The sequence below is a fragment of the uncultured Rossellomorea sp. genome, assembly GCF_947488365.1.
Taxonomy (GTDB): Bacteria; Bacillota; Bacilli; order Bacillales; family Bacillaceae_B; genus Rossellomorea.
The window spans coordinates 14496-28256 of the sequence record NZ_CANKZT010000014.1; the positions used below are offsets into that span (position 1 = coordinate 14496).

At 41.6% G+C, this 13761-nt stretch carries 11 protein-coding genes and 3 tRNA genes; 4 read left to right on the forward strand and 10 right to left on the reverse strand.

Features of this window, described 5'->3' with window-relative positions:
- The first annotated feature begins 164 nt into the window (after window positions 1-164).
- From Q1B03_RS21805 to Q1B03_RS21815, 3 genes are read left to right on the forward strand one after another with little or no spacing between them, the layout of a single operon-like run.
- Window positions 165-1241, forward strand: coding sequence for an endospore germination permease (locus Q1B03_RS21805; protein ID WP_299746946.1), 1077 nt, complete (start codon window positions 165-167; stop codon window positions 1239-1241).
- Complete coding sequence (locus Q1B03_RS21810; protein WP_299746949.1) at window positions 1238-2689, forward strand: spore germination protein; 1452 nt, start codon at window positions 1238-1240, stop codon at window positions 2687-2689. Before Q1B03_RS21805 ends, Q1B03_RS21810 begins: the two co-directional genes overlap by 4 nt.
- A 1-nt stretch (window position 2690) precedes the next feature.
- Entirely contained in the window at window positions 2691-3803 is a 1113-nt protein-coding gene (locus Q1B03_RS21815; protein WP_299746952.1) for a Ger(x)C family spore germination protein, read from the forward strand.
- 66 nt (window positions 3804-3869) lie between these two features.
- Here the strand turns inward: Q1B03_RS21815 and glmS are convergent, their stop codons facing one another.
- The 6 genes from glmS to sigW form a co-directional block, all read right to left on the reverse strand.
- The gene (gene glmS / locus Q1B03_RS21820) at window positions 3870-5672 is read right to left on the reverse strand and encodes a glutamine--fructose-6-phosphate transaminase (isomerizing) (RefSeq protein ID WP_299746955.1); all 1803 of its coding nucleotides are present in this window, start codon (window positions 5670-5672) and stop codon (window positions 3870-3872) included.
- Window positions 5673-6230: 558 nt separating this feature from the next.
- A complete protein-coding gene (gene glmM / locus Q1B03_RS21825; RefSeq protein ID WP_299746958.1) occupies window positions 6231-7580 on the reverse strand; it encodes a phosphoglucosamine mutase in 1350 nt (449 codons plus the stop codon).
- A 25-nt stretch (window positions 7581-7605) separates the two neighbouring features.
- Window positions 7606-8847: a YbbR-like domain-containing protein gene (locus Q1B03_RS21830; protein ID WP_299746961.1), complete on the reverse strand. Its 1242-nt coding sequence runs from the start codon at window positions 8845-8847 to the stop codon at window positions 7606-7608.
- Window positions 8840-9676 carry a diadenylate cyclase CdaA gene (gene cdaA, locus Q1B03_RS21835; protein ID WP_299746964.1) on the reverse strand — a complete coding sequence of 279 codons (837 nt, stop codon included), beginning with the start codon at window positions 9674-9676 and terminating at the stop codon, window positions 8840-8842. Before cdaA ends, Q1B03_RS21830 begins: the two co-directional genes overlap by 8 nt.
- A 234-nt stretch (window positions 9677-9910) precedes the next feature.
- Window positions 9911-10543 carry an anti-sigma factor gene (locus Q1B03_RS21840; protein ID WP_299746967.1) on the reverse strand — a complete coding sequence of 211 codons (633 nt, stop codon included), beginning with the start codon at window positions 10541-10543 and terminating at the stop codon, window positions 9911-9913.
- A 15-nt stretch (window positions 10544-10558) separates the two neighbouring features.
- Window positions 10559-11122, reverse strand: coding sequence for an RNA polymerase sigma factor SigW (gene sigW / locus Q1B03_RS21845; protein ID WP_044340373.1), 564 nt, complete (start codon window positions 11120-11122; stop codon window positions 10559-10561).
- Window positions 11123-11289: 167 nt separating this feature from the next.
- On the opposite strand from sigW, the gene Q1B03_RS21850 reads away from it, so the two are divergent.
- A complete protein-coding gene (locus Q1B03_RS21850) occupies window positions 11290-11451 on the forward strand; it encodes an aspartyl-phosphate phosphatase Spo0E family protein (RefSeq protein ID WP_082051360.1) in 162 nt (53 codons plus the stop codon).
- Window positions 11452-11601: 150 nt separating this feature from the next.
- Here Q1B03_RS21850 and rocF read toward each other — a convergent pair whose 3' ends face one another.
- The 4 genes from rocF to Q1B03_RS21870 form a co-directional block, all read right to left on the reverse strand.
- Entirely contained in the window at window positions 11602-12504 is a 903-nt protein-coding gene (gene rocF / locus Q1B03_RS21855) for an arginase (protein WP_299746974.1), read from the reverse strand.
- 969 nt (window positions 12505-13473) lie between these two features.
- A tRNA-Ala gene (locus Q1B03_RS21860) sits at window positions 13474-13549 on the reverse strand.
- Between the two features lie 57 nt (window positions 13550-13606).
- Window positions 13607-13679, reverse strand: a tRNA-Lys gene (locus Q1B03_RS21865).
- A 5-nt stretch (window positions 13680-13684) separates the two neighbouring features.
- Window positions 13685-13759 (reverse strand) — tRNA-Gln (locus Q1B03_RS21870).
- Window positions 13760-13761 lie beyond the last annotated feature (2 nt).

Consider the following 13761-nt stretch of genomic DNA (forward strand, 5'->3'; position numbering starts at 1 on the left):
CGAAGAGAACATGAATCTATTTGTATGATTATAAGGGTTTTGGATGGTTGGGTAAAGGAAAGTGCCTGGAGTTTTCCTATTTTCTCACTACTTACCTATCGAGATACCTATTCTGTGCATAATCCCCACCCCAAATGGCAAACTACCAAATGGTGATAAATTCTATGAATAAACGATCGATCTATCTCATTCATATCTTCTCAATCATTATTCTTTCATCCGGATTGATGGTACATGTACTCATTCTTCCCAGCCTTTTAAGTGCCGGGAAACGTGATTCATGGATAAGTGTATTATTATCCGTACCTCCTCTTTTCCTTTGGATACTTTTATTGTATTACATTTATAAAAAGCTCGGAAATCAAGATCCCATCCAATTCATTCGCATTCATTTCGGTAAAAAGCTCTCGAATATGATCGGTTATTTATTAAGCCTCTATTTTATGGGGAGTGCCTTTGTCACTCTTAATTACACGGCGAACTGGAGCCTGACGAATTATACCTTCGAAGTCCCTTTCTGGGTTATCTTGACCAGCATTGCGGTCACCACCCTTTATGGGACGTACAAAGGGGTCAGGACCATTGGAATGATTGCTTTTATCTGTCTCCCTGTTGTCACCTTTTTAGGGTTTTTTGTGGCTTCAGGTAACATGAAGAATAAAGACTACTCCCGACTCTTCCCCATTTTCGAAAATGGAATGTCAGATGCATTATTAGGAATGATTTATGTAGGTGCCGGAATTTTTGAACTCGCCGTTTTTTTGTTTCTTGTTCCTTTCGTCGTGACGGGGGAAATCAAAAAGAAATGGCTGATTGGTCTGGGTATTATACTTGCATTTCTCACGTTGGGACCAGTTACCGGGGCAATTTCCGAGTTTGGGATAGAAGAATCCATGAAGATGAAGAATCCAGCCTATGAACAGTGGCGATTATTGACCCTTGGAGAGTATATAACCCGATTAGATTCCCTATCCATCCTCCAATGGCTATCCGGGGCATTTGTACGGATCAGCATCAGTGTCTACATCACTGAAAAACTTTTATTTACCACTGAAAATAAACGGTTCCTTAAAATCCTGATCTTATATGGGGTATTGTTTATAGGAGCTCTTATACCTTGGAATGAAGCTTCCTTTTTTAATTTTTTGTATACCTATTTTTTACCCTATAGTCTTTTTCTATTAATTCTATGCATCGGTGTACTGGGGATATTAGTAAAGATAGGAGGGAAAAAATCATGAAAGAGAATCATGGAAGGTCCATTGATTTGCTACCTTTTAAAGATAGCTCGGATATTTTGGTTTCCGAAAAAAAAGTTGTGAGGGACGGAAATGATATTGAGTTGATTTATGTCTATTCCCCCAATATGGCTGATCAAAATACCTTGTACAAGTGGATCATTCCTGAAGTCCAAAGACTCCTCCATTCAAACGGTTCACTGAAGGCGAACCAATTTTCCGATTTCATCAATGTTTCAAGTCCTGATCAGGACATAGATATTCAAATGCAAGCTGAGCAGAGGATATTCTCCGGGGATATCATGATCGTGACTCCTCATGATCATCATGTACTCTTTTTCTCTGCCAGCAAGCTCGCCAAACGTTCACCGGAAGAATCAAACACTGAAGTTTCAATTAGAGGGCCCAGGGATGGGTTCGTTGAAGACGTTGGTGATAATATGACCCTCATCAGGCATCGGTTAAAGACCAGCTCATTAAAGAGTCTCAAAATATCCATCGGGAGACGGAGTCAAACAAATGTTATGCTTCTATATATAGACGATATCATGAACCCTGACATTCTTAAGGACGTAAAAAGCCGACTGAAATCCATTGATACTGATGTTATTGTCAGTAGTTACGAATTAGAAGAGTATTTATACGACAATACGTTTTCTATCGTTCCATTGGCTCAATACGTGGGGAGGCCCGATTATGTAGTGGAGTCTTTAAACCAGGGGAGATTCGCCATTCTTGTAGATGGGAACCCGACTTGCTTAATAGGTCCTGCTAACTTGGGATTGATGCTGAACTCACCGGAAGATGCCCACACCAGCTTCTTCTATGTGAGTATTGAAAGGATATTGAGATTCCTCGCTTTCGCAACGACCATTTTTCTACCTGGCTTCTGGGTTGCGGTTACGACTCATCAGCTGGAGCAAATCCCTTACCCTTTATTAGCCACTATTACGGTGTCCAGAACAGGACTCCCCCTTTCAACCGGGATGGAATTGACTCTTATGCTCATCCTATTTGAATTGTTCAAGGAAGCCGGTGTACGCCTTCCGAAAGCAGTCGGTCAGACGGTTGCCGTGTTGGGAGGACTCATTGTAGGGGATGCTGCCATCAGAGGAGGATTCACCTCTCCCACGATGCTGGTTGTCGCGGCGATTACCATCATTTCAAGTTATACACTAATGAATCAAAGCTTGACGGGAAATATTCTGATTTTACGGTTTACAAATTTATTCGTCTCCTCTTTATTAGGCTTATATGGATTCTTTTTATGCGGGTTTATCTTCTTGATCGCTCTCGTCAGTACAGAAAGCTTTGGACAACCCTTCCTGACCACCTTTGCAAAGCCTACAATGGGTGATTACTTTAAAGGATATATCAAATTGCCAAGCTCACTCACAAAGAAACGGAACTTGGGGTATTCACCAACCGACCAAGATCGGAAGGAGTCGTAAAATGGTAAGGCGATCAGTCATTCCATTGCACCTACTGGTTCTGTGTTGTTTACTACTCACGGGCTGTTTAGGTTCCAAGGAAATTCAGGATCAGGCTTATATCACTTCAATCGGATTTGATGTAGAAGATGAGCAGATCATCGTCTACTTCCAGGCACTCAGCTTTGCGAATATTGCCAAGAAAGAAGGAGGAGAGCCTACAGCAGCGCCCATTCTGATCGGCAGAGGGAAAGGATCCTCAATAGAAGAAGCGTTTAACGATATAGAGCAGACCACGGCTGTACCTCTTCATTACGGACAAATCAATACGCTTGTCATAAGTGAGAAAGCGATGGAAAAATGGTTGAACACGATTCTGGATTTTATGGGAAGAAATTCTTTTTTACGCTACACAACGTGGACGTATGGAACAAAAGAAAGTATCCAAGATATCTTTGCAGCAGAAAGTTTCTTTGGGCAACCTCCTCTTTATTCCATATTACATAGACCGTTAACAGTGATAAAGGAAAATTCCTTTCTTCCTGTAGTACCATTTCATGATTTCATAGGTGATTTTTATGAGCCAGTAGGGGCTTCCTACATTCCTTCTATTTATATCCATAAAGAAAATTGGCAGGAAGAAAAAGAAAAGAAATTAACGGCTATCGATGGATTATATTTATTCTCTGAAGAAAAGTTTAAAGGAAAGTTTACGAAAGGCGATTTGGAAGGCCTGAAATGGTTCAACCCGGAAACCAATAAAATATATGTCCCCCTGAAAAAATTAAAAGTAAGTGTTCAAATTGTTAAACCTAAAGCGAAAATCAGGTTAAAAGGAAAGGATAAGCCGGTATACAGTGTTGAAATCGATGTTGAAAGTACGTTAGATCAGAATGTTGAAGGATTAGAGGTAAAAACGATTGAAAAACACCTGGAGAAAAAAATCAAAAAACAAATCATGAAAACGTATGCAAAAGCACTTGAGAAAAAGATCGACATCTATAATTTAACAAGGAACACGTATCGCTTTCACCATAAGCGATGGGATGTTGCGACGATTAATGATCTTTCAAAGGATTCTCTTGAAGTAAAGGTGAATGTATTCATCCCTCATACAGGAGATTATAAGAAATAACACCTAATAGCATAAAAAAACCGGTCGGCCCCAGAGGGACACAACCGGTTTTCATCTATTTAACCCTTACTCAACCGTAACCGACTTTGCCAGGTTACGCGGCTTATCTACATCACAATCGCGATGAAGGGCAGCATAGTAAGAAATTAATTGTAATGGGATGACAGAGATAAGAGGTGTTAACAATGGGTTAACCTCCGGGATGACGAAGCGATCTTCTTCGTCTTCTAAGCCTTTCATGGAAATGATACAAGGGTTTGCTCCACGAGCGACTACCTCTTTCACATTTCCTCTGATGCCTAGATTTACTTCTTCTTGAGTTGCAAGTGCAACGATCGGAGTACCTTCTTCGATCAGAGCGATCGTACCGTGCTTAAGCTCTCCTCCGGCAAATCCTTCTGCCTGGATGTAAGAGATTTCTTTCAGCTTCAAAGCGCCTTCGAGCCCTACATAGAAGTCAAGTGAACGGCCGATGAAGAAACAGTTGCGAGTCGTTGACAGATATTCGCGTGCGATATCTTCAAACTCTTCTTTCGTATCGCAAAGTGCTTCCATCGCAGTAGCAACAATACCAAGCTCTTGAACAAGATCAAAGTCCTGGTTATTTCCACATGCCTGCCCGGCAACGTGCGCAAGGATAGCAAGAACCGCCAGCTGAGCTGTGTACGCTTTGGTTGAAGCAACGGCGATTTCAGGTCCTGCATGAAGAAGCAATGTGTAATCCGCTTCTCGGGAAAGCGTAGAACCCGCTACGTTTGTGATCGTTAATGATTTATGACCAAGCTCTTTGACTTGAACCAGTACGGCACGACTATCTGCCGTTTCACCACTTTGAGAAATAAAGATAAATAATGGTTTTTCAGAAAGTAAAGGCATGTTGTAGCTGAATTCGCTTGCTACATGAACTTCAACAGGAATTCCTGCACTCTTCTCGATGAATTGCTTTCCAACAAGACCTGCGTGGTAGCTCGTTCCACATGCAATGATGTAGACACGGTCCGCTTCCTTCATCGCACCGACGATCGGCTCATCAATGTGAAGCTCGTTGTTCTCATTTTGGTAAGCTTGAATGATTTTACGCATCACTAGTGGCTGCTCATCGATTTCTTTAAGCATGTAGTGAGGGTATGTTCCTTTTTCGATATCACTCGCATCGATTTCAGCTGTGTAAGGAGCACGTTCCATTACTTCACCGATCAGATTTTGAATTTCAACCTTTTCTTTCGTTACGATGACCATTTCTTTATCCATAAGCTCAACGTATTGGTCTGTTACTTGAATCATCGCCATAGCATCACTTGCTACAACGTTGAAGTCTTTTCCTAGACCTACAAGCAGTGGACTTTTGTTTTTCGCTACAAAGATTGTTTCATCATTTTCAGAATCTAAAAGGGCGATGGCATAAGAGCCTTTAAGAAGCATTAACGTTTGACGGAAAGCTTCCTCTACCGTGTTTCCTTCTTCTACAATCTTTTCAATCAACTGGACGATGACTTCTGTATCCGTGTCACTCTTAAACGTTACATCCGTTAAATATTCACGCTTAAGTTGAGAGTAATTTTCGATTACTCCGTTATGAACGATTGTAAAACGGCCTGAATTACTTTGATGAGGGTGAGCGTTCACCTTGCTCGGTACACCGTGGGTAGCCCAGCGAGTGTGGCCGATTCCTGTGTTGCTTGATACACTCTCATCAACAATACCGCGAAGGTCGGCGATACGACCCTTCTCTTTAAACACATGAATGCCTTCATCGTTTTGAACGGCAATACCTGCAGAGTCATAACCGCGGTACTCAAGCTTTTCAAGACCTTTTAAAAGAATTTCCTTTGTATCTGAATTTCCAATATATCCAACAATTCCACACATAATTAATATATCCTCCCTGAACATGCAAGGGGGCAAGAACTCTTTTGGGGACAACTTGCCCCCTTATCTCTGTTTGTCATTAGTATTTACATTGGTCACTTTTTTCTTCCCTTTGTCCATCAAGTTGCCTCAACGATTTAAGGAAGAAACTTTCGGTTCTGTGACACATACGAACCGGGAGGCATCCGCCGAATGCTCGATAAACCTCCACCTCGTCAACTAAACGATCCTTGTCGTATCCATCGTTTAGCCCTGGCGCTTTATAAGGATGGTTACTCACTATCCACCTTTCCTTCTTGACTCATTTCCAATTAATTTGAAAACGAAAACAAAATCATCATACACTAGCACGTTTCCCTTAGTCAACAAAAATCTTACAAGAACAAGAAGTTGTTATCCCATTGTCATGTTCCCGAAACAGAGCAGCGATAAACCATGTGGTCTAAAAACCTTTCTATTAGGACATCATCGGGGTACCTTTATCCCCTATTCAAAAGGACTCTTCTTATTAAATATGCATAAGGGGCACCTGTTGACCCCTTATGCACAAAAAATCAACTATTCGTTTAAACCCATTTCTTCGTCAACAACTTGTACGATTTCATTTACATACCGCTCGCAAAGTTCTTCTGTAGGAGCTTCTGCCATTACACGTACTAACGGCTCAGTTCCAGAAGGACGAACAAGAATACGGCCATTTCCGTTCATTTCTTCTTCAACCTTTTCAATCACTTTTTTAACGGTTTCGTTATCTGTTACATGATGCTTGTCTGTCACTCGCACATTCACAAGCTTCTGAGGGAACTTTTGCATTTCTCCCGCTAGTTCAGATAATGATTTACCGGTCATTTTCATAATGTTTACGAGCTGGATCCCCGTTAACAGACCGTCACCTGTTGTATTGTAATCGAGGAAGATGATGTGGCCTGACTGCTCACCGCCAAGAGTATAGCCATTTTTCTTCATCTCTTCCACTACGTAGCGATCTCCAACCGCCGTTTGAATGCTTTGAATCCCGTGCTCTTCAAGCCCTTTATGGAAGCCAAGATTACTCATGACAGTAGATACGACTGTAGACTGTTTCAATTGACCTTGTGACTTTAAGTATTTACCGCAGATATACATGATCTGGTCTCCGTCCACAATCTGTCCATGCTCGTCGATCGCGATGATACGATCTCCATCACCATCAAAGGCAAGTCCTAAGTCTGCACCTTTTTCTTTCACCATCTCAGCAAGTGATTCAGGGTGGGTAGACCCAACACCTTCATTAATGTTTAATCCGTTTGGTGATGCTCCCATCGTCGAGATGTCAGCATCCAGATCAGCAAACAGATGAGTAGCAAGAGCGGACGTTGCACCATGTGCACAGTCTAACGCAATATGTAAGCCATCGAAATCTTCGTCTACTGACTGTTTTAAATACTGCAGATATTTTTGTCCACCTTCGAAATAATCACTAACTTGTCCTAAGTCAGCTCCGGTCGGACGAGGCAGCCCGTCAACGGTTTGATCTAATAGACCTTCAATTTCGTTTTCCTGGTCATCAGAAAGCTTGAAGCCATCTGGTCCGAAGAATTTAATTCCGTTATCTGCAACCGGATTATGAGAAGCAGAAATCATGACACCAGCCTGGGCTCCTAACGCTTTCGTTAAGTAAGCTACCCCTGGAGTTGAAATCACACCCAAACGCATCACTTCAGCACCAATTGATAGAAGTCCCGCTACAAGAGCCCCTTCCAGCATATGTCCGGAAATCCGAGTATCTCTTCCAATCAATATTTTGGGGCGCGTAGCATCCTTTGTTAAAACATAACCACCAAAACGTCCAAGCTTAAATGCTAATTCCGGTGTTAATTCTGTATTCGCTACACCTCTTACTCCATCCGTTCCAAAATACTTACCCATTGTCATTCTCTCCTTTTTACAGCTCTTATGCTGATGTGTTCTTTTCTTTAATTTCTACTTTTACTGTTTGCTGAGACAAGGTCCATTCTATATCTTCGGGACCTTCTGCCTCTATTTCCACCTCATGCTCGCCTGGTTCGAGCCCTGAAAGATCGAGCGCCAGTGAGAAATCATCTTTCGTCACTTTGCTCACTTGTGCATTCTCACCCTTCAACGCTACGTCTACCAGACCCTCTTCAGGTGACATGATGGTATACTCATATTCTTCAGCTAATCCCTGTGGTGAAATTTTAAGTCCTGTAAGGCTCTTTTCTTCGGTTGTATTGACATCAACCTTCACCTTCACTTCCTCAGGGGCCACTTTATTTAAACCATCTTGCAACGCAAGTGGTACCGCAATGGTTGAGTCCTTCGTAATCTTTGAAAGATCGATCTCTGCCAGCAATTCTTCCACTGTATCCAATACTTCCTGTCTGCCAAAAATCGTTGCCTCTTTAGGTTCAACTGAAATCGACTCCAGGGTTGTGCCTTCAGGAAGACTGCCTTTTTGTTTTATGGTGACAGGTACAATCTTACTCGGATTCGCAACCGAAACGGTCACCTCGACCACTTCCGGAGCAATTTGAACATCTAATTTGTTATACTCACGGTCAAGTACTTGCACCCGGGCTTCCCTTGTCACATTTTCACTGATCTCTTCATCTAAATCTAGAGTTGCAATGACATATGCAATTCGTTCTACTTCATCCCTCGAGCCCGTCACTTTCACTGTTTTTGGATCCACAGCAAGTCCTTCTGCTTCATACCCATTGGATAAAATACTTTCATTGAATTGAGGTTCAACTGTAAATTCTTCTGTGACCTTTTCTTGAACCGATATATTGACAAAATCCGGATCGAGTTTGACATCAAGTTTTTCGGAAATATTATCAATCTGAATATCAACCTGATGCTCACCGATTCCGATATCATTTAAGTCCACATAGACTCTGAAATCCTTCACTTGTTTAGCTTGTTGTACAATCGCCCTGGATCCTTCCACCGTTACATTCACCGTATCAGGCAAGCCGCTTACTTCTAAATTCTCACGATCATAAAAAACTTCAAGCGGGACGTCCTGGATCGTTTCAATCGCATTTTGAGAGTTGCCGGTATTGTTGTTAGCCGTCTTCTGTATTTCATCAAAGTTAACGGATAGATAGAGAATGAATGCCAACATTAGTCCTACAATACGCATGAACCAACGACTTTCCATGAATTTATCCATTTTCTTTCTTCCCCCTAAAGCTCCATTTCGTTGAGGAAGCATTCGTCTTATCGCCAATGAGCTCTACCGTAAGAATTTCCCTGAAGCGCTCCAAAGAGAGGTCGCGATGTAACTCCCCATTTTTCGTAATGGAGATAGCTCCCGTTTCTTCTGATACAACAATTGTAATACTATCTGTTACTTCACTGACGCCAAGTGCTGCCCGGTGTCTTGTTCCCAATTCTTTTGATATAAATGGGCTTTCCGACAATGGAAGATAACAAGCTGCTGCAGCAATTTGACTCTTTTGAATAATAACAGCCCCATCATGAAGAGGTGTATTGGGGATAAAGATATTAATCAGTAATTGAGACGTAATCTTGGCATTAAGTGGTATACCTGTTTCAATATAATCACTCATCCCTGTTTCCCGCTCAAGGGTAAGGAGGGCACCAATTCGACGCTTTGCCATATAACTTACAGCCTTCGTCATCGATTCAATCATCTGCTCTTGCTCTTCTTCTTCCTGAAGTCCGGACCTCGAGAATAAACGGCCCCTTCCGAGCTGTTCAAGGGCTCTGCGGAGCTCAGGCTGGAAGATGATGATAATCGCCAGGAACCCCCAGGTGAGGGCTTGTTCCATCATCCATCCCAGTGTATCCAATCCAAAGATACTACTAAGGCCTCTCACTATGATAATGACAAAAATACCTTTTAATAATTGTACTGCTTTCGTTCCTTTTATCAGCATGATCAGTTTATAGATTACAAACCATACTACGAGTATATCTACAATATCAGAGACATAATCCAGCGCGGAGTAATCCGAAAAAATATTGATAAACGGCATATTACATCCTCCAATAGCTTAATCGAAAGCGTAAGCCGCCATGTGTGGCTTCTCCATTTTCGTAACGTTCCCATTATAGCACATTTTTTCACTGTCAAATGAGAGACACCCACGGCCTCATGATTCTTTCTTTTCTATTCATGAACTCACGTTTTTACAAAAAAAACTGACACGAAAATCAAAGGTGTCAGCCCTTTAGGGACGGACCTTACATTCCATCCCTTCTATTTTATCCTACTTTTCTTCAAGTTGCGAATTTCCCCAATCCAAGGTGTCTTTAGCCCCTTTTTTGATCTGGTACCAAAGCCACTCAAATGCCTCATCGATTTCATGGATCTCTCCTGTCACGCTCCCTGCAGAAGCCAAGTACTGCTTTCCGTTGATGACCGTGACATTCCCTGTTACTTTTCCTTCAATTTTCACATCGCCGTTTCGAACCGTCAGATCCCCGTTTACGACTTCACCTTCAGGAACGACAACCGTATGATCCTGAACGACTAATTTAGCATTTTTCGTAAAAGAGAAAGCCTGATCATCATTCCAGGAAGTGAGGAAGCTCCCGGTCATAAAGAACAGAAATAGTGCAGCAGCCGTGAGTAACGGATGGTGCCTAAACCACCTCTGGACCCCAACCTTCTTCTTCTCTTTCGGTAATCTTGACATGACTTTATCCGTAAAGTCTGTAGAAGCACTAATATGAGATGTGCTCTGTACAAACGCAATTGCTTTTTTCAGCTCATGGAAGTGGTGCTGGCAATCACTGCATTCCTGCAAATGTTGTTTCAGCGTTCCTTCTTTTTCTCTATTTAAATCTCCATCTAAATAATCATGCATATACTCAATGATTTCTTCAGGACAAGGCTTCATGTTCACTCACCCTCTCTACAGTGATCTTAATTGTTTACGGAGAGCTTCCCGCCCTCTATGTACTCTTGTTTTAACCGTTCCCAGGGGTAAATCCAATATCTCACTGATTTCTTGAAGAGGAAGCTCTTCAATATATTTTAAAACAATGACCGATCGATATTTCTCAGGTAACTTGGAAATTTCCTTCTGAATGGTTTCCTGCAGCTCCATATTCTCCACTTCATCTTCCGGTAGCTGAACATCCGCTGCCACCTGTGAGTACATCGTTAAGCCTTCAGTCCCTGCTACCTCTGCATCTAAGAAATAATCCGGCTTCTTCTTCCGAATCCGGTCGATACAAAGATTCGTCGCTATCCGAAAGAGCCAAGTCGAAAACTTTCTCTTTTGATTAAAGGTTTCAATATTTACATATGCCCTGATAAAAGCCTCTTGAGCAATATCCTCTGCCTCATGACGATTACCAAGCATCCGGTAGCAAATTTGAAACACTTTATCCTTGTAAAGCTCGACTAATTCTGCAAAGGCGTTCTGATCACCTTTCAATACTTGTTTTATCCGCTTTTTCACTAATGCTTCCATTTCACAACCTCCGCTCTATGCGGCTATATTTATATACGTAACACCCTATCAAAAGGTTTCAAATTTTTTATATTACTATCCTAACAAATTTTTCAGGAAAAATGTTTACAATTATTAGAAAAAGGGTATAAAGGAACTAATTATTTCTATTGTGGGAGGATCTCGAAATGAGGGGAAGAATGAATGAGTTATTATTTCAAATTGAAGACTGCCGTCGCCAAATGGTCGAACTAGCTTTAAAGTCATCCTTTGCCGATGAGCAAGTTGTTGATTTGAGTACTCGTCTTGACGATCTATTAAATCAATACCAAGTGGTCAAACACCATTGAAGAGAAAATAGATGAAGGCTGAGAACCGTGAAGGGCTCTCAGCCTTTTTTTGATGTATTCACTCTTGCAAGTCATCCCGTATTGCGAAAGGGACACCCTTAAAATATCCTACCGGCCTTTATGTGGGAAGCATTGTGAACACAGACTGGATTATAGTAATTTCTCTCCAAGCAGGGATCCCATCAATGCTACAGCTACAGTAGCCGTTTTATTCTTTTCATCCAGAATAGGATTAACTTCTACAAATTCCGCAGATGTAATAATTCCTGCTTCTTGTAGCATCTCCATTGCCAAATGACTCTCACGGTAGCTTATCCCCCCAAGAACAGGAGTTCCTACCCCAGGAGCATCGCTTGGATCCAATCCATCTAAATCAAGAGATAAATGAACGCCATCCGTTTTACTCTTCAAGTAATCAATGGACTCTTCCATTACCTTCGTCATACCAAGACGATCGATTTCATGCATCGTATATACTTTAATACCCTTTTCTTTAATTAACTCTCTTTCTCCTTCATCTAAAGAACGAGCTCCAATAATGACAATGTTCTCAGGCTTAATCTTTGGAGAGCTCTGCCCGATACTTGTCAAATCTTCATGGCCTATGCCCAAGCTCACCGCAAGTGGCATACCATGAATATTACCTGACGGAGATGTATCCCCTGTATTCAAATCACCATGTGCATCATACCAAATCACACCTAAGTTTTCATAGTGAGGAGAAACACCAGCCAACGTTCCTATCGCAATACTGTGGTCTCCACCAAAGATCAATGGGAAATCTCCACTCCCGATTACATCATTCACCTTACCAGCCAGCGTCTCACTGGCTTCAGCAACCGCTTTCAAATTACGCAGATTCGTATCAGGATTATTATGTACACGCTCAGCCTGGCCAATCTCGATATCACCCAAGTCTTTAATCTCATACCCAAGTTTCTCCAGACGCTCAACAATACCGGCGTAACGAATCGCACTCGGCCCCATATCCACGCCTCTGCGCATTTGACCTAAATCCATAGGTACACCAATAATAGAAATATTTTTCTTCATGAAAAATTCCCCCAATTCGAAATTTATTTACACCTCTATTTTATCCATACTATGAGCCATGGTTCAACCGGACAGGATTGTGTATATATATGCGTGTGTAGAGGTGTTTAAGGTGGATTGGTGCAAGATTATGTAGACGGATTCTTGACGAGGATGCTAGTGTGAAATCGATTGGTTGGCGGTCCGTGGTAAAGAGCGATTTGAAAATATAATCTGTAATTTGAAAATAAATGATTCAGAATTGAAAATACAATCTAAAATTTGAAAACAAATGTGGGAAATTTGAAAACAAATGTGGGAAATTTGAAAATATCCTGAGAAAGATGCGAGGGAAATAGGGGTTTGCTGGTCAATTATAGATTGAGCATTGATTTTTTTAAGAAATATGAAAAAAAATGTTTATTTTAGAGGACATTTCTATTAAAACCTTGTCTGTTTTAATTATTTGCTCTCCGCACTCTCCACCGATCTTCTAGTTGTGGCCAAAGATATCGAGTTGATAATAAAATCCGCAATCCTTTAAACTGACGGCTAAGAAGTAGCATCTAATACCCAATCGGTAACCTCTCGATTGCCTCACACGTAATTTTCATTATCATCAGCGTCAAAATAGTACATTTTTTGAAGGGTTTCAAATATTAATAAGACATTTTCAATGATACGCAACTCTCCCACAATATAATTTCACTCATATTCCCCTAACCAACTTCTATCCACTTAGGAATCAAAACCCAGACAACTCTCTCCCATCCCCGTTGCTGCAACGAGCAGCACAATTTACTAGCCCTCCAGCCATCATAAAGAGCAATCTTTCACTGTTGGTCAATCCACAATCGTAAATCTATCTTCACAAACAAAAAAACCTCAAATCTCATAAAAGATTCAAGGTTTAATCATGTCGTATGTATGGTTACTTCACTCCGCTAACGCTTTGTAAGCAGATAGATTTTTTGCTTTCGCAAAAATCTTTGGTGGAGCCTAGCGGGATCGAACCGCTGACCTCCTGCGTGCAAAGCAGGCGCTCTCCCAGCTGAGCTAAGGCCCCCCTATGTTATAGATGATAGAGAAATTCTCACACCTTGCGATGTGAGAAAATGTGTGATGAGCCATGAAGGACTCGAACCTTCGACCCTCTGATTAAAAGTCAGATGCTCTACCAACTGAGCTAATGGCTCTTAAGTGGCTGGGCTAGCTGGATTCGAACCAACGCATGTCGCAGTCAAAGTGCGATGCCTTACCGCTTGGCTATAGCCCAAT